Source organism: Streptomyces nymphaeiformis (assembly GCF_014203895.1).
GTDB classification, from domain to species: Bacteria; Actinomycetota; Actinomycetes; order Streptomycetales; family Streptomycetaceae; genus Streptomyces; species Streptomyces nymphaeiformis.
This window is the reverse complement of record NZ_JACHJY010000006.1, coordinates 267,507-288,430: the sequence shown is the minus strand read 5'-3', so window position 1 is coordinate 288,430 and position 20,924 is coordinate 267,507. Positions and strand designations below refer to the sequence as shown.

Genomic DNA, 20,924 nt, shown 5'->3' with positions numbered 1-20,924 from the left:
CCGAACGACCCGACCACCCGGCACGGGGCACGACGGAGCTCCCGGGCGGCACGGGCCCGTCCACGGCCGAGGCGACCACCCCGGCCGGTCCCCCCGGTGCCGACCGCCGCCCACCGCCTGCCCCGACCGGCACCCCCGACGGTCGTCCGCCGAGCGCCCCGGCCGGTCCCCCCGGTGCCGACCGCCGTCTCCTCGCCGTCCTCCGCTCCTGCGGGCACCGCCCCGGCGTGGCCCTCGCCGCCCGCGGGCTCTCCCGCAGCGGCGAGCACGGGGCCCTCTGGCTGGGGGCCGGGCTCCTCGCCGCCGCCGTCGACCGGCCGCGGCGCGACCGGTGGCTGCGGGGCACCGCACTGATCGCCGGCGCACACCTCGCCAGCATGGGCGTCAAGCGGCTCGTACGACGCCCCCGGCCGGCCCCGGAGACGTACGAGCCCCTCGTGCGCACCGCCGGCCGGCACTCCTTCCCCAGCTCCCACGCCACCTCGGCCGCCGCCGCGGTCGTCGTCTTCGGCGCGCTCCACCCGACCGCCGGCCGGCTCGCCGCCCCGGCGGCCCTCGCGATGTGCCTCTCCCGGCTCGTCGTCGGCGTCCACTACCCGAGCGACGTCGCCGCCGGCGCCCTCCTCGGCGCCGCCACGGCGGCGGCGGGCCGCTCCCTCCTCGCGCGCGCGGAGGCCGGCCGGTGACCGGGCGGGGCGGGACCGCCCTGCTCGCCGCGCCCGCCGCCGTACCGGACACGCCCCCGCGGGCGCACGGAGGCCGGGCGCTCGGGCTGCTCAGGACCGCCCGGCCCCGCCAGTGGGTCAAGAACGTCCTCGTCCTCGCCGCCCCCGCCGCCGCCGGCCGGCTCGGCTCCTGGCAGACCGGGGCCCGACTCGCCCTGGTCTTCGCCCTGTTCACGGCCGCCGCCTCCGCCGTCTACCTCCTCAACGACGCCCGCGACGCCGAGGCCGACCGCGCCCACCCCGCCAAGTGCCGCCGCCCCGTGGCCTCGGGACAGGTCTCCACCGCCCTCGCCACCGGCACCGGGATCCTCCTCGGCCTCGGCTCCGCCACCGCCGCCGCGCTCCTGTGCGGCCCGCTGACGGCCGCGCTGCTCGTCGCGTACCTCGGCATGCAGGTCGCGTACTGCGTCCGCCTCAAACACGTCCTCGTCGTCGACCTCGCCGTCGTCGCCACCGGCTTCCTGATGCGGGCGATGATCGGCGGGGTCGCGCTCGGCATCCCGCTCTCCCGCTGGTTCCTCATCACGACCGGCTTCGGCGCGCTCTTCATGGTCGCCGCCAAACGGTACTCCGAGGCCGTCCAGATGGAGGGCGCCGAGGGCGCGACGCGCGCGCTGCTCACCCAGTACACGACGGGCTACCTGCGGTTCGTCTGGCAGCTCGCGGCCGGCACCGCCGTCCTCGGCTACTGCCTGTGGGCCCTGGAGGCCGGCCCGGTGGCGACCTCCCTGCCGTGGCGTCAGCTCTCCGTCGTCGCCTTCGTCCTCGGCGTGCTGCGGTACGCGGTCTTCGCCGACCGGGGCACGGCCGGCGCGCCAGAGGACGTCGTCCTGCGAGACCGGCCGCTCGCCGTCATCGGCCTGGCATGGGTCACGCTGTACGGGATGTCGGTCGCGGGTCTCTGAGCCCCCACGGGGGATTCTCGTACCGGGGCGATCCGAGGCCCGGGTGATCCGACGCCCGGGTGATCCGACGGCACGAGGAGTGGACGTACGACATGGACTGGCTGACCAGGCTCCCCGTCATCGGCCCGTGGGTGGTCCGCCTCATGCGGACCCACGGCTGGCACGCGTACGAGACCCTCGACGAGACGCACTGGACGCGGCTCGCCGCCGCGATCACCTTCATCTCCTTCATCGCCCTGTTCCCGCTGATCACGGTCGCCGCCGCGATCGGCGCCGCGCTCCTCAGCAAGGACCAGCTCGACAAGATCGAGAACAAGATCGCCGACCAGGTGCCCGGCATCTCCGACCAGCTCGACATCGGCGGGCTCGTCGCCAACGCCGGGACCATCGGACTCGTCGCCGGCGCCGTCCTGCTGTTCACCGGCATCAGCTGGATCGGCTCCATGCGGGAATGCCTGCGCGCGGTCTGGGGCCTGGACGCCGTCGAGGGCAACCCGATCCTGCTCAAGGGCAAGGACGCGCTGATCCTCGTCGGCCTCGGCGGCGTCGCGCTCGCCTCGCTCGCCGCGTCCTGGCTCGGCTCCACTGCCGTGGGCTGGAGCGCCGACCGCCTCGGCATCTCCGGCGAGGGGGCGGGCGGCTACCTGCTCCAGGGAGCGGCCGTCCTCGTCGCCGTCGCCGCCGACTTCCTGATCCTGCTGTACGTGCTGACGCTGCTGCCGGGCGTCGAACCGCGCCGCAGGGACCTCGTGGTGGCGGCCCTGATGGGCGCGGTCGGCTTCGAGCTGCTGAAGCTGCTGCTCGGCGGCTACATGAAGGGGGTCGCGGCGAAGTCGATGTACGGGGCGTTCGGTGTCCCGGTCGCCCTGCTCCTCTGGATCAACTTCACCGCGAAGCTGCTGCTGTTCTGCGCGGCCTGGACGGCTACGGAGTCACGTCGGCGGAGTCTTTCGGCTCAGGAGTTCCCGGGGACTCCTGGGACTCCTGGGACTCAGGAGACTCCGGAGACGGGGAACGGCGACGACGCCCCGCCGACGCGGCCAGCGGCCAGCGGCGGTTGACGAGGAAGACGCCCGCGGCGAGCAGGACGAGGACGCCGCCGGCGATGGCCAGCGCGATCCCGACCCCGCCGGACCTCTCGGCGGCATGGGCGGCCGCGTGGGCCGGCTCCTGCGGGTGGTTCTTGCCGGGCGCGGGAACGGTGCCGGTGGTGGGCGCGGTGCGGGCCGAGCGGGGCGGCACCAGTTCGCCCACGGGCGTCACCTTCCCGGAGGCGGCGAAGCCCCAGTCGAGCAGCCGGGCGGCCTCGCGGTAGACGGCGTGCTGCTCGTTCGAGGAGGGGTTCATGACGGTGACGAGCAGGACCCGGCCGTTGCGCTCGGCGACGCCGGTGAAGGTGGCACCCGCGTGCGTGGTGTTGCCGTTCTTGACGCCGGCGATGCCCGGGTACGGGGCGACGCCGATGTCACCGGTGAGGAGCCGGTTGGTGTTCTGGATCTCGAAGGTCTCGCGCTTCTTGCCGGGCTTGGCCTCGCCGGGGAAGGCGGCGCGGGACGTGGCGGCGTACGTCCGGAAGTCCGCGTTCTGCATGCCGTGGCGGGCGATGAGCGTCAGGTCGTACGCGGAGGAGACCTGGAGCGGGGCGTCGTAGCCGTCCGGCGAGACGACGTGGGTGTCGAGGGCCTGGAGCTCGGCCGCCTGGTCGTTCATGTCGGCCACGGTCTGCTGGAGACCGCCGTTCATGCTGGTCAGCACGTGCACGGCGTCGTTGCCGGAGCGGAGGAAGACGCCGAGCCACAGGTCGCGGACGCTGTAGCTCTGCTTCTCCTTGATGCCGACGAGGCTGGAGCCGGAGCCGATGCCGGCCAGGTCCTCGGTGGTGACCAGGTGGTTCTGCGTCTTGTTGGAGAACTTCGGCAGCAGGGTGTCCGCGAAGAGCATCTTGAGCGTGGAGGCCGGGGCGAGCCGCCAGTGCGCGTTGTGCGCGGCGAGGATCTGCCCGCTCTCCGCGTCCGCGACGATCCAGGAACGGCCGGACAGCTCCTTCGGCAGCACCGGCGCCCCGGCCCCGAGCTGCACCTGCGTCCCCGGCCTGCTGAGCAGGGGTCCGCCGACCTTGGACATCACGGCGGGAGGCTTGGGCTGCTTGTCCTTCCCGTCCTTCCCGTCCGCGTGCGCGGCGGGCGCGGCGGTCACGAACGGCAGGAGCACGGCAGCAGCGACCGCCCAAGCGGTCTTCTTCGAAGCAGACACGGTCGAGAACGTACAGGTACGCACATCCGATCCGAACCCCGGCAGGCGGTTCGCCCGCGCCCGTCCACCCGGACGCGGGGGCCGGGAGGCCGACGGTGATACTGGGGGCATGAAGCTCAGCCGCCGCGTCTCCTGGTTCCTGCTCGCGTTCGGGGTGTGGAGTTGGGTCATCTGGGTCACTTTCGCGAAGAATCTATGGAAGGACGGGAGCGGCCTCGCCTTCGACGACGCCGGCGACCCGACGGCCTACTTCTGGGTTCATCTGCTGCTCGCCGTCACGTCCTTTGTCCTGGGGACGGTGATCGGAGCCATCGGGTTGCGTGGGGTGCGCGCCGCGCGCCGCGCGGACGCCTAGAAGAGGGGTTCCGGGGGCGTGGTCGTCTTTCTGCTGGTCCTGGTCGTGGTGCTCGCGCTGCTCGGTGGCGTGCACTGGTACGTGTGGCGGCGGCTCGTGCGGGACGTCACGGTTCCCCGGAGCCTCGCGCGTCGGGTCGGTACGGCCGTCGTCGTCGTCCTGCCGCTGCTCTCGATCGCGGCCCTGGTCTCCTCGCGGGCGGGCGCGCCCTTCGTGCTCCAGCAGGTGGTCGCCTGGCCGGGGTTCCTCTGGCTCGCCGTGCTCCTGTACCTGGTCATGGCCCTGGTGGTGGGGGAGGCCGTCCGGCCGCTGCTCCGCGCCTGGACGGGCCGTCGCGCCGCTGCCGCCGTGCCTGTCGTCGAGTCGGCTGAGCCCGTACCGGCGGAAGAGCCCGCGCCCGTGGCCGAGCCGCAGGGGGAATCCGAGCTCTCCCGTCGGCTCTTCGTCTCCCGGGTCGTCGCGGGGTCCGCGGCCGCCGTCGCCGTCGGGACCGTCGGGTACGGGACGTACGGGGTGCTGCGCGGGCCCCGGGTCAAGCGGGTCACCGTGCCGCTGGCCAAGATCCCGCGGGCCGCGCACGGGTACCGGATCGCCGTCGTGTCCGACATCCACCTCGGGCCGATCCTGGGCCGCGCCCACACCCAGCGGATCGTGGACGCCATCAACGCCACGCAGCCCGACCTGATCGCCGTCGTCGGCGACCTCGTCGACGGGACCGTCGAGAACCTCGGTCCGGCCGCCGAGCCGCTCGCCCGGCTGCGGGCCCGGCACGGCTCCTTCTTCGTGACCGGGAACCACGAGTACTTCTCGGGTGCCGACGCCTGGGTCGACCACGTCCGCGAGCTGGGGCTGCACCCGCTGCGCAACGCGCGCGTGGAGGTCCCGGCCGGTTTCGACCTCGCCGGTGTCGACGACGTCGCGGGGGAGGGCATCGGCGAGGGCCCGGACTTCGCGCGGGCCCTCGGCGACCGCGACCGGTCCCGTGCCGCGGTGCTGCTCGCGCACCAGCCGATCGTCGTCCACGACGCCGTACGCCACGGTGTGGACCTCCAGTTGTCCGGGCACACCCACGGCGGCCAGCTCTGGCCCGGGAACCACCTCGCCGAACTGGCCAACCCGACCGTGGCCGGTCTCGAGCGGTACGGGGACACGCAGCTGTACGTCTCGCGGGGCGCCGGCGCCTGGGGACCCCCGGTCCGGGTCGGGGCGCCCTCCGACATCACGATCGTCGAACTCGCCTCGAAACAGGCCTGATCGGTCATTGTCACTCCTCGCGTCCCTACCGATACGTGCTGCTCATCGGCTTAAATTCTCATATCCCGGACATATACATGTCGTGTGAAAGTTTCCTCTTCCCCATGTGAAAGCCGTGTGATGGGATGCAGCCATCGCGGCGTTTTCCGGGGGCCGTCGCATCTGGGGTGGCACCAAAAAAAGGAAGCACGGCAATGCGGTCGACGGTCCGTCTGCGGATCCTCATCACTTGTGGAGTACTGGTGGCCGCCGGAGTGGGGGGCTGGCAACTCCTGCCCTCCGACGGCGAGCGGACCGAACCGATCACCGTCGGCACGACCGACGAGGTGACTTCACTGGACCCGGCTGGCGCCTACGACGCCGGTTCCTGGGCCATGTACAGCAACGTCTTCCAGTCGTTGCTGACCTTCAAGCCGGGTCTCACGCAGCCGGTCCCCGACGCCGCCGAGAGCTGCAAGTTCGTGGGCACCAAGCTGACCACGTACCAGTGCGCGCTCCGCGACGACCTCACCTTCGCCAACGGGCGCAAGATCACCGCCGAGGACGTCAAGTACTCCTTCGAGCGGATGCTCCGCATCAAGTCGGACGTCGGTCCGCAGCCGCTCTTCCCGACCCTGAAGAACGTCTCCGCCGAGGGCCGGACCGTCACCTTCCACCTGAGCGGCCGTGACGCCACGTTCCCGCTGAAGGTGGCCACGGGCGCGGGCTCGATCGTGGACAAGGACCACTACCCGGCCGACAAGCTGCGGGAGGGCACCGCGGTCGACGGCTCGGGGCCGTACGTCCTCAAGGAGTACAAGAACGGCGAGTCCGCGCGCCTGGAGCCCAACCCGAACTACCGGGGCGCCGTCAGCAAGGCCGGTCACACGGTCCTCGTGAAGTACTACGGCCAGTCCGAGGACCTCGCCAAGGCCTTCAAGGCGAAGGACGTCCAGGTCGCGCACCGGCAGCTCCCGCCGAACTTCCTCGCGTCCCTGGACACCAAGGACGGGACCCGCGTCACCGAGGCGGAGAGCGCCGAGATCCGCAACCTCAACTTCAACGTCCGGCCCGGCTCGCCCATGGCCGACAAGGCCGTACGGCAGGCCGTCGCCGCGGTCCTCGACCGCCCGGCGATCACCGAGGGCGCCTACAAGGGCACGGTCGAGCCGCTCTACTCCCTCATCCCGCAGGGCTTCGTCGGCCACAGCACCGCCTTCTACGACGTCTACCCGGAGCCGAGCGAGAAGAAGGCCAAGTCGCTCCTGAGGAACGCCGGGATCAAGACGCCGGTGGAGTTCACCTACGGCTTCCGCAAGGACGCCACCTACGCCGCCGAGGCCGCCGAGATCAAGAAGCAGCTGGAGGAGACCGGCCTCTTCAAGGTGAAGGTCGTCGAGGCCGACTGGCAGAGCTTCCAGAAGGGGTACGCGAAGGGCAGCTACGACGCCTACCCCGTCGGCTGGCTCCCCGACTTCCCCGACTCCGACAGCTTCACCGCGCCGCTCGTCGGCACCCAGAACACCCTGCACAACGGCTTCTCCAGCAAGAAGATCGACGAACTGATCTCCTCGACGCAGCAGTACAGCGACCGCGGCCGCGCGACGGGCGACTTCAAGGAGATCCAGAACGAGGTCGCCGCCGACGTGCCGCTCCTCCCGCTGTGGCAGAAGACGGACTACGTCCTCTCCACGGACCAGGTCGCCGGCTCCCAGTACCTGACGGACGGCACGGGCATCTGGCGCCTGTGGGAGCTCAGCTGGATCTAAGCAGTTTCCTGCGGCTTCGGGCTCGCCTTCTTCTTGGGCTTGCCCGAAGCCGCCATTCCGGCCGCCGTCGGCATGAAGTCGGCGAGCAGCTCGTGCGTCTCCTTGACCAGCGGGCGCAGGATCCGGAAGCGGGAGAGCGAGATCGCGCGGGCGGTGACCGGCGCGAGGCGCTCCACCAGGCGCCGGCTGTTCGCCGCGCCCTCCGAGCGGTCGTACACCCAGAACAGCACCAGGCCCATCTGCTGGAGCCACAGCAACTGCGGGAGGGCTTCCCTCAGTTCCGGGTCGACCTTGACCGAGGCGCCGGAGATGACCCGCCGGTGCACCTCGATCGCGGCCTCGCGCGGGCCCTCCGACTCGGGGGAGAAGGGGCTGAGCGGACTGTCCGGGTCGGCGGCGTTCTTGAAGAACTGGGCCGCGAACTCGTGGTACGGCTCCGCGATGTCGAGCCAGCCGAGGTAGACCCCGCGGATACGGGCCGTCAGGTCCTTCTCGGGGCCGGTCAGGATGGGCTCCACGGCCGCCTGGTGCTCCTCGGCGATCCGGTCGTAGAAGCCCTGGACGAGGTGCTCCTTGGAGGAGAAGTAGTAGTACGCGTTGCCGACGGAGACCCCGGCCTCCTGGGCGATGGCCCGCATCGTCGTCTTGTCGTAACCGCGCTCCTTGAACAGCCGGAGCGCGGTCTCGAGGATGAGCGTGCGGGTCTGCTCGCTCTTGGGGGCCTTCTTCTCTTCGGCCTTCTTCTCTTCCGTCACAGGGGCGAGCCTAACCGGGCGGACCGGGCACCTCGCAGTGCCCGTCCTCGCAGGACCGGTCGTCCGCTCCCGGTCCCTTGAGGGCCTCGCGCCACTTCGCGGCCGCCAGGACGGTCACGCGGGCGAAGGGCTGTCCCGCGGGGGTGGCCAGCCAGTGGGCCTTGGGCCGGTGCTCGGCCAGGGCCCAGAGGCAGACGATCCAGGCGGAGGCCTCGCGGTAGACCTGGCCCCGGTCCCCGACCACGGTGATCTCCCGCAGGGTGGCGGCGTGGTCGAGGGCCGGGAAGAGGAGGCGTGCCTGCTGCGAGCCGGCCGGTACGAGGTCGAGCGGGACGAGTTGCCGCTGCCGGAGCAGCCAGTGCCTCAGGTGCACGCAGAGCGGGCAGTCGGCGTCGTACAGCACGGTCAGGCGTCCCACGGGGGTCGTGGGGTGCGTCGGGGTCGACACGGTGGTCAGGCCTGCGGCGCGGGCGGGGCCCAGGGGCCGGCCTTGGGGGCCGTGGTCCAGCCCTGCGGGCCGACCGGCGGGACCTGTTCGCGCTCCATGATCCCGCGGCGGCGGATCTTGTTGAGCACGTACACGTTCGCGAGGTGCATCGCGCCGAGGACGAGCAGGACCACTCCGAGCTTGACGGAGAGGGCCTCGAAGAGCGCCCGGGCGTCGACGACGGCGGCGTCCTGGCTGAGGTAGAGGGCGACGAAGCCGAAGTTCACGAGGTAGAAGCCGACCACGAGGAGGTGGTTGACGGCGTCCGCGAGCTTCTCGTTCCCGTGCAGGACGTCGGAGAGGAAGATCCTTCCGTTGCGGCTGAGCGTGCGGGCGACCCAGATGGTGAGGGCCACGCTGATCAGCAGGTAGACGATGTACGCGACGACAGTGAGGTCCATGCCCCACCCTCCCTTGAACGCGTTCAAAAGCTGGCGGTCATGACTGTAGACCTCCTCTTGAACGTGTTCAAGTCGCTGGTGCGGTGAGGTGGCCGGACCGTGTCCCGCCGCTTAGGGTCGATCGGGTGACGCTCTCTCATGACCTGGCCGGCACCGGCCCCTCGACCGTCCTCCTGCTGCACTCCGGGGTCTGCGACCGCCGGATGTGGGACGGGCAGTTCCACGCGCTGGCCGGAGCGGGACACCGGGTCGTCCGCTGCGACCTCCGCGGCTTCGGCGACAGCCCGATCGACGCCCCGCACACCCACGCCGAGGACGTGCGCGAGCTCCTCGACCACCTCGGCGCCGAACGCGCCGCCGTCGTCGGCTCCTCCTTCGGCGGCCAGGTCGCCCTCGAACTCGCCGCCCTCCACCCCGGACGCGTCCGGGCCCTCGCCCTGCTCGCCCCCGCCGTCCCCGGCATGGAGCCCGGCGACGAACTGCGCGCCTGGGGAGCCCGCGAGGACGCGCTCGTCGAAGCGGGCGACCTGGACGCCGCCGTCGAGCTGAACGTCGACACCTGGCTCGGCCCCGAAGCGTCGGAACCCGCCCGCGCCCTCGTGCGCGAGGGGCAGCGCCGCGCCTTCGACCTCCAGCTCGCCGCGCCCGAGGAGCACCACCCCGTCACGCCCGAGGTGACCCGTGACGACCTCGCCCGGATCCAGGCCCCGGCCCTCGTGGCCGTCGGCGCCCACGACCTCCCCGACTTCCGCGCGATCGCCGACGACCTCGCCCGCCTGCTGCCCGCCGCCCGCCACGTCGACCTCGCCTGGGCGGGTCACCTCCCGGCCCTGGAGCGCCCGGAGGAGACCGCCCGGCTGCTCGTCGACTTCCTGGCGGAGGAGGCGCTTCGGATGCCCGGACTCAGCCCCGGTGCGCCGTCGCGGTGAACCGCCGCACCCCCGGCACCAGCGCCGTCCCCGCGCAGCACCCGCCCACCACCACCGCGGCCACGAGCAGCGGCACCCGGGGGCCCCAGGTCGAGGCGGCGAGGGGGGCGAGGGCGTAGCCCAGGGGCATCGCGGCCAGGGAGAGCAGCCAGTCGTACGAGGAGACGCGGGCGAGGGCGTGGGCGGGCACCGCGCGTTGGACGGCGGTCTCCCAGACGGGGGAGAGGAAGCCGAGCCCCGCCTGCGCGAGTCCGTACGCCGCGATCGTCACCGGTGCGGGCGCGGCGAGGGCGAGCAGGGCGAGCGGCAGCGCGTACGTGGCGAGGCCGAGGTTCGCGACGAGGACCGGGTGCCGGGGGCGGACCCGGTCGGCGAGCAGTGCGCCGAGGAGGAAGCCGACGGCGCCGACCTGGAGGAGGACGACCCAGGTGGTGCCGCCGCCGAGCCGGTTCACGGCGATGGCGGGTCCGAGGGTCATCAGGACGGCGGCGGCGCCGTTCCAGGCGCTGTGGCCGATGAGGCTGGTCCAGTACCAGTCCCGGGAGCGGACCTCCTGCCAGCCCTCGGCGAGGTCGGCGCGGAGCGAGCGGCGCGGGATCGCGACGCGCTTCACCCGTACGGCGGTCAGGAGCAGGGCGCTGACGGCGAAGGTGGCCGAGTCCAGGACGAACGCCCAGCCGGGGCCCACGGTCAGGACCAGGGTGCCGGCGAGCGCGGGTCCCGCGAGGCGGGTGGCGCTCTGCGCGACGCCCATCGCCGCGTTGGCCCGGTGCAGGGACTCCTCGGTCACCGTGCCCTTGATCAGCGGCGAGCCGGTCGGCATCGCGAAGGCCCCGGCGGCGCCGCCGAGGGCCTCGGCGACCGCGAGGACGGCGAGGCTGGGGGTGCCGCCGAGCAGCTGGACGCCGACGAGGAGCTGGGTGGCGCAGCGTACGACGTCCGTGGTGAGCGCGACCGTACGGGCGTCGAAGCGGTCGCCGACGACGCCTCCCACCGGGAGCAGGAGCAGCTTGGGGACCATCGCGCAGGCGAGGACGAGGGCGAGCGCCGAGGTGGAGCCGGTGGCCTCCAGGACGGCGAGGGCGAGGGCCGCGGGGATGGCGGCGTCACCGAGGAGGGAGAGGGCCCGGCCGGTGAAGAGCAGGCGGAAGGAGCGGGTGCGCAGGGGGTGGGGGGCGGAGGGCGGCGCGACGGGGCGCGTGGGGGCTGCGGCCATGGGCGGAAGAGTATTTCGGTACCGAATGTTTCGTCAACGAAATACTTCCGGAGGGCAAGCCGCGGCCGCCGACGTACGATCACCCCATGGCGTCCCCCGAGGAACCGAGCGAACCGCGCACCCCGCGCGACTGGACCGACGACCACGTCGACCGCTGGCAGCCCGTCCTGCCCGGCCTCGACCCCGTCGTCGAAGGCGCGGTCACCCGGATGAAGAAGCTCTCGGTCCATCTGCGCCGGGTCAGGGAGCAGTCCCTCGTCGACTTCGACCTGGAACGCCACGAGTTCGACACCCTCCACAAGCTCGCGGGGCGCGGCGGCAGCGCCGCACCCTCCGAACTCGCCCAGGACCTCGACCTGGCCCCGGCCTCCGTCTCCGGCCGCCTGGACGCCCTGGAGAAGCGCGGCTTCGTCCGCCGCACCCAGTCCACGACCGACCGCCGCCGCGTGATCGTCGAACTCACCGACTCCGGTCACGAGACCTGGCTCGGCGCGATGGACGTCCTCGGCCACGAGGAGGAACGGCTCCTCGGCGTCCTCGCCCCCGAGGAGCGCGACCTGCTCAACGGCATGCTGCGCCGGATCATGGTCGAGGCGGAGGCGGGCGGCCCCGCCCAGTCCTGGCACGCCTGAGCCCCGGGCCCCGGGGCCGTCGCGGGCGTCAGATGCTCAGCGTCCGCGCGTAGTTCAGCTGTCCCATCACCCAGTGGAAGGTGTCCGGGGTCGTCGCCGGGATCATCGTCACGTGGTGGCGGCCGCCGCTGGTCACCATGACCTGGACGAAGCCGGTGGTCTGCTTCTCCTTCATCAGCAGGAACAGCAGGCCGAGGAAGCAGAACAGGAAGAAGACGACGGCGAGGACGATCGCGGCCGTCGGCATCTTCTCCTCGACCCGCGACATGTCCATCGCGTTCCACACGGCGCCCTTGAGGGGCATGTTCCCGGCCGGCGTGACGATCTGGTCGCCGACCACGACGATGTCACCGAGGCTGAGCAGCGGCATCCCCGCGCCCGCCGGCCCGTACTGCGGCGGCACCGGCACGCCGCCCGGCAGGGTCGGCTGGTACGGCGGGGGAGCCTGCGGGTACCCGTACGCGGGCGTCGCGCCCTGCTGACCGGGCCCCCACTTGTACTCACCGTTCGCGTAAGGGTTCGGCTCGCTCATCAGTCCCCGATTCTCTGTGCAGTGGAGAGACCTACGGAAAGGGGGAAAGCCCGCTCCCGCACGCCGCAGCGTACAGAAGCGGGCTCCCCGGCCGGACAGGCTGTCAGAAACGACGCGTGATCAGCGCGCGCTTGACTTCCTGGATGGCCTTCGTGACCTCGATGCCACGCGGGCACGCGTCGGTGCAGTTGAACGTCGTGCGGCAGCGCCACACGCCGTCCTTGTCGTTCAGGATCTCCAGGCGCTGCTCGCCCGCCTCGTCACGCGAGTCGAAGATGAAGCGGTGCGCGTTGACGATCGCGGCCGGACCGAAGTACTGGCCGTCGTTCCAGAAGACCGGGCAGGACGACGTGCACGCGGCGCACAGGATGCACTTGGTGGTGTCGTCGAAGCGCTCGCGGTCCTCGGCGGACTGCAGGCGCTCGCGCGTCGGCTCGTTCCCCTTGGTGACCAGGAACGGCATGACGTCCCGGTACGCCTGGAAGAACGGCTCCATGTCGACCACGAGGTCCTTGAGCACCGTCAGGCCCTTGATGGCCTCGACCGTGATCGGCTTCTCGGGGTTGATGTCCTTGATCAGCGTCTTGCAGGCGAGCCTGTTCTTGCCGTTGATCCGCATCGCGTCCGAGCCGCAGATGCCGTGCGCGCAGGAGCGACGGAACGTCAGCGTGCCGTCGACGTCCCACTTGATCTTGTGAAGGGCGTCGAGCACGCGCTCCTTCGGGTCGATCTCGATCTGGAAGTCCTCCCAGACCGCGGCGTCCGACACCTCGGGGTTGAAGCGGCGGATCCGCATCGTGACCGTGATGTACGGGGAGGCGGCGGACTCCGCCTCGACCTTGTCCAGTACGGGGGTAGCCATCAGTACTTACGCTCCATCGGCTGGTAGCGGGTCTGGACGACCGGCTTGTAGTCGAGACGGACGGTCTCGGAGCCGTCCTCGCCGACCTCGCGGTACGCCATGGTGTGGCGCATGAAGTTGACGTCGTCGCGGTTCGGGTAGTCCTCGCGGTAGTGACCGCCGCGGGACTCCTTGCGCGCCAGGGCCGAGACGGCCATGACCTCGGCCAGTTCGAGCAGGTTGCCCAGCTCGATGGCCTCCAGGAGGTCGGTGTTGAAGCGCTTGCCCTTGTCCTGGATGGACACGTTCTCGTAGCGCTCGCGCAGCTCGGCGATCTTCTCGACGGCCGTCTTGATGGTCTGCTCCGTACGGAACACCATCACGTTGGCGTCCATCGTCTCCTGGAGCTCGCGACGCAGGTCGGCGACCCGCTCGCTGCCCGTGGAGTTGCGCAGCTTCTCGATCTGCGCGACGACCATGGACTCCGGGTTCTCCGGCAGCTCGACGAAGTCGTGCTTGGCGGAGTACTCGGCGGCGGCGATGCCGGAGCGCTTGCCGAAGACGTTGATGTCGAGCAGCGAGTTGGTGCCGAGGCGGTTGGCGCCGTGCACGGAGACACAGGCGACCTCGCCGGCCGCGTACAGGCCCGGGACGACGGTGGTGTTGTCCGAGAGGACCTCACCCTCGACGTTCGTCGGGATGCCGCCCATGGCGTAGTGCGCGGTGGGCTGGATCGGAATCGGGTCCGTGTACGGCTCGATGCCGAGGTACGTACGGGCGAACTCGGTGATGTCCGGGAGCTTGGCGTCGAGCTGCTCCGGCGGGAGGTGCGTCAGGTCCAGGTAGACGTGGTCGCCCTCGGGACCGCAGCCGCGGCCCTCGCGGATCTCCGTGTAGATGGAGCGGGAGACGACGTCACGGGACGCGAGGTCCTTCATGACCGGCGCGTACTTCTCCATGAAGCGCTCGCCGTCCTTGTTGCGGAGGATGCCGCCCTCACCACGGGCGCCCTCCGTCAGCAGGATGCCCATGCGCCAGATGCCCGTCGGGTGGAACTGGAAGAACTCCATGTCCTCCAGGGGCAGACCGCGGCGGTAGCAGGCGGCCTGGCCGTCACCGGTCAGGGTGTGGGCGTTCGACGTCACCTTGAAGAACTTGCCGGTGCCGCCGGAGGCGTAGATCACGGCCTTCGCCTGGAAGATGTGGATCTCGCCGGTGGCCAGCTCGTAGGCGACGACGCCTGCGGAGTGCTTGACCCCGTCGACCTCGGTGATCAGCTGGTCCAGGACGTAGAACTCGTTGAAGAACTCCACGCCCTCCTTGACGCAGTTCTGGTACAGCGTCTGGAGGATCATGTGGCCGGTGCGGTCCGCGGCGTAGCAGGACCGGCGGACCGGGGCCTCGCCGTGGTTGCGGGAGTGACCGCCGAAGCGGCGCTGGTCGATCGTCCCGTTGGGCGTCCGGTTGAACGGCAGGCCCATCTTCTCCAGGTCGAGGACGGCGTCGATGGCCTCCTTCGCCAGGATCTCGGCGGCGTCCTGGTCGACCAGGTAGTCACCGCCCTTGACCGTGTCGAAGGTGTGCCACTCCCAGTTGTCCTCCTCCACGTTCGCCAGCGCGGCGGCCATGCCGCCCTGCGCGGCGCCCGTGTGGGAGCGGGTGGGGTACAGCTTCGTCAGCACGGCGGTGCGGCTGCGCTTCGTCGACTCGATGGCCGCGCGCATGCCGGCGCCGCCGGCGCCGACGATGACGGTGTCGTACTTGTGGATCTTCATGACGTGGATTACCTCAGCCCCGTGCCTAGCGGATGTTCGGGTCGAAGGTGAAGATCACCAGCGTGCCCAGAAGGATGGTGAACACCGTGGCGGTGTACAGCAGGCCCTTGAGCCACAGGCGCGTGTTGGCCCGCTCCGCGTAGTCGTTGATGACCGTACGGAGGCCGTTGGCGCCGTGCAGCATGGCGAGCCAGAGCATCAGCAGGTCCCAGACCTGCCAGAACGGGGACGCCCAGCGGCCGGCCACGAAGGCGAAGCCGACCTTGGTGACGCCGCCGTCCAGGAAGAGCTGGATCAGCAGGTGGCCGAGGACCAGGACGACGAGGACCACGCCGGAGAGGCGCATGAAGAGCCACGCGGCCATCTCGAAGTTGCCGCGGGTCGCGCGCGGAGTCTTGCCCGTGCGCTTGCGGGGGGCCTCGATGTACGGCGCGGGGTTGTCCACGTCGTAGTGCGCGCCGCCCTCGACGGGGCCGATCGCGGTGGAGGTGTCAGCAGACATGAGTGGCGTCAGCTCCCGAACAGTTCACGTGCGGCGTGGCCGAGGACGGGGTACAGCGAGCCCGCCATCAGCACGACCCAGATGCCCACGACGGTCCAGAGCATCTGCTTCTGGTAGCGCGGGCCCTTGGACCAGAAGTCCACGGCGATGACCCGGAGGCCGTTGAGCGCGTGGAAGAGGATGGCGGCGACCAGGCCGTACTCCAGAAGAGCGACGATCGGCGTCTTGTAGGTCGCGACGACCTCGTCGTACGCCTCGGGGGAGACGCGGACGAGAGCGGTGTCCAGCACGTGTACGAACAGGAAGAAGAAGATGAGGACGCCGGTGACTCGATGAGCCACCCAGGACCACATTCCTTCCCGGCCGCGGTACAGCGTTCCAGCCGGCACGGAAAAACCCTCCGGGAGCGGGGATCGGGGTCGGCCGGCTTCTCTGTCGGTCTGACCCGGCCGGGTACGGTCCACCGGCCCCGGTCATCGTAGCGACGACTCGCCGGTTCGCTCGCGCGGGGTCCATCGGTGTGATCAAACAGGCACGGACGGACTATCGCACAGACCGAAATCGCCGCATTCCGGACGGAATCACGGCCCGGAGTGTCGCGGGGTGAGCCCCTCGGCCAGCCGGAAGGCCAGCCGGGCGCGGGCGAGGCGGCGGAGTTCGTCGGCGGCGACCACCCGCTCCTCCTCCGCTTCGTTGCCGAGACGTGACCGGATACCGGCCAGTACCCGGTCGAGACGCTCCCCGGGACGCACTCCGTCGAGGCTGATCACGAACGCGTGTCCGAAACTGCTCTCGTACGCGGCGTGGGCGGCCCGCAGCGCGGTCCGGGCGGCCGACGGGGCGTCCGGATGCGGCAGCGCCGAGGACTCGGCGGCCAGCGCCTCGTCGAGATCGGCGCGGGAGAGGTCGTACCCGGCCTCGTCGGCGGCGGCGAGGAGGGCGTCCACGGTCGGGTACGGGCGGTGCGCCGCGACCCGGTCGGCCCAGCGCGCGCTGTGGCAACAGGTGAGCAGCAGCGCCACCGCCTCGGCGGGCGGGGCCGCGTTGAAGGCGATCAGACCGCCGGTGTGCCGGGAGTGGGTCTGCTGGGCGGGTATGGCAGGCGTGTCCGTGGAGCCCGGCTTCCGGCAGGGGGCATGGGTGTCGCTGGTCAGCGTGGGCTCCGGTGCTCCGGGACGGATGGAATGGGGTGGGTGTGACGCAACGTTATCGACGGGATGAGGGAAGTGTCCGACGGATGCGCGATTTTCACCCGGAAGGGAGAGTTTCGGAACACATGATGGACGATCGTCTTCCGCTCCGCCGACTGGTCGGACCGTCATCCGTACGGGAGGATTCCGAATGATGCGGTACTCCCTCCGGGGGCCTCACCGGGCCTCCGCACTCCTGGCGACCGCGGTGGCGCTGGCCACCGTGGCGGCCTGCTCGAACGATTCTCCGTCAGGTCCGGCCGGTCCGACGACCACGGCCGCGCCCCCGAGCACCCCGCCGCCGAGCCCGACACCCACCCCCACCCCCACGCCCTCGAAGAGCTACCCCCTCTCCAGCGCGCCGCGCACGGTCCCGGCCGTCCGCGCCCACGAGGCCGCCCGCGGCCCCGGCTGGAAGCCCGCGCCCACGGGCGGGGTCGTCATAGCCGCCGGCAGCGGGGCCCTCGCCGACGAGGGGCAGCTGCTCGCCGGGGAGCTCGGCGTCCCGTACCGCGGGGCCGTCGCGGCCGGACCCGGAGACGTCGAACTGGCCCTCGGCGGGACGGGCGCCCCCGAGTCGTACACCCTGACGGTCACCGGCGGCCGCGTCCGGATCGCCGGACCCGACGAGGCCGGGGTCTTCTACGGCACCCGCACCCTCAAGCAGTCGGTGAAGGCCACCGGCGCGATGCCCGAGGGCACGGTCACCGACCGGCCGGCGAAACCGCAGCGCGGCCTGATGGTCGACATCGCCCGCAAGCACTTCACCGCCGCCTGGCTGGAGGACCGCATCCGGGAGATGAGCGACCTGAAGCTCAACCAGCTCGGGCTGCACTTCTCCGACGACCAGGGCTTCCGGATCGAGTCCGACAGCCACCCCGAGGTCGTCTCCGCCCAGCACCTCACCAAGGCCGAGGTCCGCCGGATCCTCGCCCTCGCGGCCGGCCGCCACGTCACGGTGATCCCCGAGATCGACTCCCCGGGACACCTCGGCGCCGTCATCGCCGCCCACCCCGGGCTCCAGCTCGTCAGCGCGAGCGGCCGTACCCCGCGCGGGACCGTCGACATCTCGAACCCGGAGTCGGCGAAGATCGTCGACGAGCTGCTGGGCGAGTACACCCGGCTCTTCCCCGGGGCGTACTGGCACCTCGGCGCCGACGAGTACGTCGCCCTGATGTCGAAGAACCCCGAGGCGAGCTACCCGAAGCTGGCGCGGGCCGCCGTCGCGAAGTACGGGCCCTCGGGCCGCGTCCAGGACCTCGCCACCGGCTGGCTCAACGACCGCGCGGCCGTCGTCCGGCCCACCGGCAAGACCCTCAAGGCGTGGAACGACGGCTTCTTCACCGGCGGGGTGGTGGCCCCGGCCAAGGACATCGAGGTCGAGTACTGGACGGGCCGCGAGATCGGCGCGCGGCTGCCCGTCTCGTACCTGAGCGAGGGCCGGAAGGTGGTCAACCTCAACGACGACTACCTCTACTACATCCTGGGCGAGCCGAACCGCTTCCCGTACCCCACGGGCCGCCGCATCTACGAGCAGTGGACCCCTCGCGTGCTGCGCGGCTCCACGCCCGTGCCGGCGCGGTACGACCCCCAGATCCTCGGCGGCCGGCTCGCGGTCTGGTGCGACCTGTCCCGGGCCCAGACCCAGGACCAGGTGGCAGCCGGCATCCGCCTGCCCCTCGCGGCCCTCGCCCAGAAGGTCTGGGACCCGGCGCCACCGACGCTGACCTGGGCCGATTTCCGGGTGCTCGCGGCGAAGGTGCGCTGAAAGTCTTGTCGTGGACGCGATCGGTTCGGATCGCGTAGGTTCCCCCGGCGGCGGCCACCGGGTCGCCGCGTGTTCCTGGGGGGGAACCACGTGCTCACACTCAAGAATCCGAACGGCCTCGCGAAGGCCGTCGTCGTCCTGCTCGCCGGCGACATCGTCTTCGACGTGCTGCTCGGCCTGATCGACGTGCGCGGTCTGGCGGCCGAGAACGGGACCTACTTCGACCCGGCCGTCATCGGCGGTGTCGACCTGTACGTGGCCTACAGCATGGCGTTCACGCTGTGGTTCGCGACCGCGGTCGTCTTCATCATCTGGTTCCACCGGCTCCGGAAGAACGCCGAGGTCTGGGCCCGCGACCTGCAGGGCCGGACGCCCGGCTGGGCCATCGGTGGCTGGTTCATCCCGGTCGCCAACCTCTGGATCCCGCAGGGGATCGCCGCCGACATCTGGCGGGCCAGCCGGTGGGAGCCGTCCGCCGCGGACGCCAAGGGGGAGATGACGCTCCTCAACAGCTGGTGGGCGGTCTGGGTCGCCGACACGATCGTGGACCGGATCGCCTCGCAGCTGTACAAGTGGGCCGAGACCCCCGAGGCCTACGACACGGCGACCCTCTGGTCCCTCGCGAGCTACGGCCTCGACATCGTCGCCGCCGTCCTCGCGATCCGCGTCGTGCGGCGTCTGACCTCTATGCAGACCGCCAAGGCCACTGGCATGATTCCGGCCGCGCAGTGACGAAAAAGCGCCCCCCGGCGCAGTAGTGGAAGTACTGCGTCCGCATCGGGTGGCGAGGAGGCGTCCATGACGTCGGTGAACGGCCGGAGCCTGCTGGAACTGATCGACGGGGCCGACGAGCGAGGGCTGGCCGCGGCCGGGCTCGCCTGTCTCGACCGCTGCCTGCCGCTGCTCGCCCCCGACGGGGCCGACGCCCTGCGCCCCGTCTGGGCCGCCGTCGCCCGCGGCGACGGGGACGCCTGGGGCGAGGCCGTCGCCAAGGCCCGTGTCGAGCTCGACCCCGACGGCGCCGACGGTACGGAGGGCGCCGAGGCCGTACGCGCCATGCTCGCGCAGGCCCCGGCGGCCTGGACCGCCGAGGCCCTGCGCGCCTGGGCCGGAGACTGCTCCGTCGCGGCGCTCGCCCTGCACGGGCGGTACGACGCGGCGGAGGTGCCCGACGGGCTCGTCGAGCGCTGCCGGGCCGGGGACGCGGACGGCGCGGGCCCGCTGCTCGCCGGAGAGCTCCGCCGTCAGCAGGCCGTCCTCGAAACGGCCGCCCACGGCCCGACCGGACTGCGCCGGGCACGTGAACTCTCCGTCGAGGGCGGACGGGTGCTCCGCGCGGTCGTCTCCCGCCGCGCCCGCACCACCTGACCGACCGCCCCCGCCCAGGCCGCCCGCTCACCCGGGCCGACCGCTGACCCGGGCCGCCCGCTCGCCCGGGCTGATCGCCGTCCTCGTCCGGCCGTCGGCCCAAGTCGACCGCCGACCCACGCCGACCGTCGTCCTCGTGCGACCGTCGGCCCAAGCTGACCGCCGTCCTCGTCCGGCCGCCGGCCCGGGCCGACCGCTCGCCCGGCGTCCCGGGGGCTAGGCCCCCGGCTCCTCGATCGCGACCGAGGCGATCGCCTCGGCGATCTCCCGTTCCGCCGTGGCCTTGCTCAGGCCGAGCCCGCTCAGCACGCCCCGGCCGTCCTCGTGCTCCAGGAGGGCCAGCAGGATGTGCTCGGTGCCGACGTAGTTGTGGCCGAGGCGCAGGGCCTCGCGGAACGTCAGCTCCAGGACCTTCTTCGTGTCCGCGTCGAACGGGATCAGCGCCGGGATCTTCTCGGCCTGCGGCGGCAGCGTCGGGGTCACCGCGCTGCGCACCGCCTCCTCCGTCACGCCGTGCCCGGTCAGCCACCGCATGGCGAGCGACTCGGGCTCGACGAGCAGGCCGAGGACGAGGTGACCGGTCGTGACCTGGTCGTTGGCGGCCGTCCGGGCCTCCTCCTGCGAGGCCACGACCACCTTGCGGGCGCGCGGGGTGAAGCGGCTGAACCCGGCGTTCGGGTCCATCGTGGCGGCGTCCGGCTCCTTGGGCACGAAGCGCTTCTGGGCCGCCTGGCGGGTGACGCCCATGCTGCGGCCGATGTCGGTCCAGGAGGCGCCGGAGCGCCGGGCCTGGTCCACGAAGTGGCCGATGAGGTGGTCGGCGACGTCGCCGAGGTGGTCCGCCGCGATGACGGCGCTGGAGAGCTGTTCCAGAGAGTCCGGGTGGACCTTCTTGATGGCTTCGATGAGTTCGTCGAGACGGACAGGGACATTCATGCCGACTGGATTCGTCATGAGGCAACCTTAGGTTGACACCCCTCCGCTGTCAACCGCTCGTTGACACTCGAAGGGCGTACGAGTCCCCGGGACGCGAAAGGTCGCTGGAAAGGGTGAGAAGAGGCGCGCGGAAAGGGCGGAAATGGGAGACGACCGGGGCCGCCACCCCCCACAGGAGAGGCCCCGGTCGTCATCCACGGAGCCGCAGCACGGCTCCGTACTCCTATCTGCGCCAGGGCTGCGGTTTCTGTCACACCCTTAGGTGAACCCGTCGGGCACCCCGCCTGTCCCACCCGGAGGTTGCAAGTTGTACAAAGACCCCGGACCGCGTGGACGTGATGCCGCGACACGA

At 71.5% G+C, this 20,924-nt stretch carries 22 protein-coding genes and 1 pseudogene; 11 read left to right on the top strand and 12 right to left on the bottom strand.

The window, feature by feature from the left end:
- Positions 1 to 227: 227 nt before the first annotated feature.
- From GGE06_RS43780 to GGE06_RS21905, 3 genes are all read left to right on the top strand, one after another.
- Positions 228 to 686, top strand: coding sequence for a phosphatase PAP2 family protein (locus GGE06_RS43780; protein ID WP_312883244.1), 459 nt, complete (start codon positions 228 to 230; stop codon positions 684 to 686).
- Positions 683 to 1,630 (top strand): decaprenyl-phosphate phosphoribosyltransferase, encoded by a 948-nt coding sequence (locus tag GGE06_RS21910; protein WP_116159245.1) that lies wholly within the window; start codon positions 683 to 685, stop codon positions 1,628 to 1,630. Before GGE06_RS43780 ends, GGE06_RS21910 begins: the two co-directional genes overlap by 4 nt.
- A 92-nt stretch (positions 1,631 to 1,722) precedes the next feature.
- On the top strand, positions 1,723 to 2,691 hold the full coding sequence (locus GGE06_RS21905; protein WP_312883243.1) for a YihY/virulence factor BrkB family protein: 969 nt from the start codon (positions 1,723 to 1,725) through the stop codon (positions 2,689 to 2,691).
- A 337-nt stretch (positions 2,692 to 3,028) separates the two neighbouring features.
- On the opposite strand, the pseudogene GGE06_RS44085 reads toward GGE06_RS21905, so the two are convergent.
- Positions 3,029 to 3,754, bottom strand: a pseudogene (locus tag GGE06_RS44085) (D-alanyl-D-alanine carboxypeptidase family protein); the annotation flags it as partial.
- Between the two features lie 238 nt (positions 3,755 to 3,992).
- Here GGE06_RS44085 and GGE06_RS21895 point away from each other — a divergent pair.
- The 3 genes from GGE06_RS21895 to GGE06_RS21885 all read left to right on the top strand — a co-directional run bounded on the left by GGE06_RS21895 (position 3,993) and on the right by GGE06_RS21885 (position 7,240).
- Positions 3,993 to 4,238, top strand: coding sequence for an SCO4848 family membrane protein (locus tag GGE06_RS21895; RefSeq protein ID WP_116165360.1), 246 nt, complete (start codon positions 3,993 to 3,995; stop codon positions 4,236 to 4,238).
- 18 nt (positions 4,239 to 4,256) lie between these two features.
- Entirely contained in the window at positions 4,257 to 5,492 is a 1,236-nt protein-coding gene (locus GGE06_RS21890) for a metallophosphoesterase (protein WP_184931516.1), read from the top strand.
- 194 nt (positions 5,493 to 5,686) lie between these two features.
- On the top strand, positions 5,687 to 7,240 hold the full coding sequence (locus tag GGE06_RS21885; RefSeq protein WP_184931515.1) for an ABC transporter substrate-binding protein: 1,554 nt from the start codon (positions 5,687 to 5,689) through the stop codon (positions 7,238 to 7,240).
- On the opposite strand, the gene GGE06_RS21880 is transcribed toward GGE06_RS21885, so the two are convergent.
- Genes GGE06_RS21880 through GGE06_RS21870 form a run of 3 tightly spaced genes read right to left on the bottom strand, consistent with a single transcriptional unit; the run spans position 7,237 to position 8,883 of the window.
- Positions 7,237 to 7,995 (bottom strand): TetR/AcrR family transcriptional regulator, encoded by a 759-nt coding sequence (locus tag GGE06_RS21880; RefSeq protein WP_184931514.1) that lies wholly within the window; start codon positions 7,993 to 7,995, stop codon positions 7,237 to 7,239. The two genes, GGE06_RS21885 and GGE06_RS21880, sit on opposite strands and share 4 nt — an antisense overlap.
- A 10-nt stretch (positions 7,996 to 8,005) precedes the next feature.
- Complete coding sequence (locus tag GGE06_RS21875) at positions 8,006 to 8,443, bottom strand: thiol-disulfide oxidoreductase DCC family protein (RefSeq protein WP_181924538.1); 438 nt, start codon at positions 8,441 to 8,443, stop codon at positions 8,006 to 8,008.
- A gap of 5 nt (positions 8,444 to 8,448) precedes the next feature.
- A complete protein-coding gene (locus GGE06_RS21870) occupies positions 8,449 to 8,883 on the bottom strand; it encodes a hypothetical protein (protein WP_116159239.1) in 435 nt (144 codons plus the stop codon).
- A gap of 125 nt (positions 8,884 to 9,008) precedes the next feature.
- Here GGE06_RS21870 and GGE06_RS21865 point away from each other — a divergent pair, with 125 nt between their 5' ends.
- Positions 9,009 to 9,812, top strand: coding sequence for an alpha/beta fold hydrolase (locus tag GGE06_RS21865; protein ID WP_116159238.1), 804 nt, complete (start codon positions 9,009 to 9,011; stop codon positions 9,810 to 9,812).
- Here GGE06_RS21865 and GGE06_RS21860 read toward each other — a convergent pair.
- Positions 9,787 to 11,028 (bottom strand): MFS transporter, encoded by a 1,242-nt coding sequence (locus tag GGE06_RS21860; RefSeq protein ID WP_116159237.1) that lies wholly within the window; start codon positions 11,026 to 11,028, stop codon positions 9,787 to 9,789. The genes GGE06_RS21865 and GGE06_RS21860 overlap by 26 nt on opposite strands.
- 86 nt (positions 11,029 to 11,114) lie before the next feature.
- Here GGE06_RS21860 and GGE06_RS21855 point away from each other — a divergent pair, with 86 nt between their 5' ends.
- Entirely contained in the window at positions 11,115 to 11,660 is a 546-nt protein-coding gene (locus GGE06_RS21855; RefSeq protein ID WP_116159236.1) for a MarR family winged helix-turn-helix transcriptional regulator, read from the top strand.
- 28 nt (positions 11,661 to 11,688) lie between these two features.
- Here the strand turns inward: GGE06_RS21855 and GGE06_RS21850 are convergent, their stop codons facing one another.
- The 6 genes from GGE06_RS21850 to GGE06_RS21825 all read right to left on the bottom strand — a co-directional run bounded on the left by GGE06_RS21850 (position 11,689) and on the right by GGE06_RS21825 (position 16,491).
- Positions 11,689 to 12,192 (bottom strand): hypothetical protein, encoded by a 504-nt coding sequence (locus GGE06_RS21850; protein WP_116159235.1) that lies wholly within the window; start codon positions 12,190 to 12,192, stop codon positions 11,689 to 11,691.
- 103 nt (positions 12,193 to 12,295) lie between these two features.
- Positions 12,296 to 13,054 (bottom strand): succinate dehydrogenase iron-sulfur subunit, encoded by a 759-nt coding sequence (locus GGE06_RS21845; RefSeq protein ID WP_041130880.1) that lies wholly within the window; start codon positions 13,052 to 13,054, stop codon positions 12,296 to 12,298.
- Positions 13,054 to 14,808: a succinate dehydrogenase flavoprotein subunit gene (sdhA, locus tag GGE06_RS21840; protein ID WP_116159234.1), complete on the bottom strand. Its 1,755-nt coding sequence runs from the start codon at positions 14,806 to 14,808 to the stop codon at positions 13,054 to 13,056. Before sdhA ends, GGE06_RS21845 begins: the two co-directional genes overlap by 1 nt.
- Positions 14,809 to 14,833: 25 nt before the next feature.
- Positions 14,834 to 15,310 (bottom strand): succinate dehydrogenase hydrophobic membrane anchor subunit, encoded by a 477-nt coding sequence (locus GGE06_RS21835; protein ID WP_086830972.1) that lies wholly within the window; start codon positions 15,308 to 15,310, stop codon positions 14,834 to 14,836.
- 8 nt (positions 15,311 to 15,318) lie between these two features.
- Positions 15,319 to 15,699, bottom strand: a complete 381-nt coding sequence (gene sdhC / locus GGE06_RS21830; protein WP_015035721.1) for a succinate dehydrogenase, cytochrome b556 subunit — start codon at positions 15,697 to 15,699, stop codon at positions 15,319 to 15,321.
- Between the two features lie 192 nt (positions 15,700 to 15,891).
- A complete protein-coding gene (locus GGE06_RS21825; RefSeq protein WP_376773579.1) occupies positions 15,892 to 16,491 on the bottom strand; it encodes a 2-oxo-4-hydroxy-4-carboxy-5-ureidoimidazoline decarboxylase in 600 nt (199 codons plus the stop codon).
- Between the two features lie 160 nt (positions 16,492 to 16,651).
- On the opposite strand from GGE06_RS21825, the gene GGE06_RS21820 reads away from it, so the two are divergent.
- From GGE06_RS21820 to GGE06_RS21810, 3 genes are all read left to right on the top strand, one after another.
- Positions 16,652 to 18,268: a beta-N-acetylhexosaminidase gene (locus GGE06_RS21820; protein ID WP_184931513.1), complete on the top strand. Its 1,617-nt coding sequence runs from the start codon at positions 16,652 to 16,654 to the stop codon at positions 18,266 to 18,268.
- A gap of 90 nt (positions 18,269 to 18,358) precedes the next feature.
- On the top strand, positions 18,359 to 19,000 hold the full coding sequence (locus tag GGE06_RS21815) for a DUF4328 domain-containing protein (RefSeq protein ID WP_116159232.1): 642 nt from the start codon (positions 18,359 to 18,361) through the stop codon (positions 18,998 to 19,000).
- 66 nt (positions 19,001 to 19,066) lie between these two features.
- Positions 19,067 to 19,636, top strand: a complete 570-nt coding sequence (locus GGE06_RS21810) for a hypothetical protein (RefSeq protein ID WP_116159231.1) — start codon at positions 19,067 to 19,069, stop codon at positions 19,634 to 19,636.
- Between the two features lie 216 nt (positions 19,637 to 19,852).
- Here the strand turns inward: GGE06_RS21810 and GGE06_RS21805 are convergent, their stop codons facing one another.
- Positions 19,853 to 20,590, bottom strand: coding sequence for a Clp protease N-terminal domain-containing protein (locus tag GGE06_RS21805; RefSeq protein ID WP_184931512.1), 738 nt, complete (start codon positions 20,588 to 20,590; stop codon positions 19,853 to 19,855).
- Positions 20,591 to 20,924: the final 334 nt, after the last annotated feature.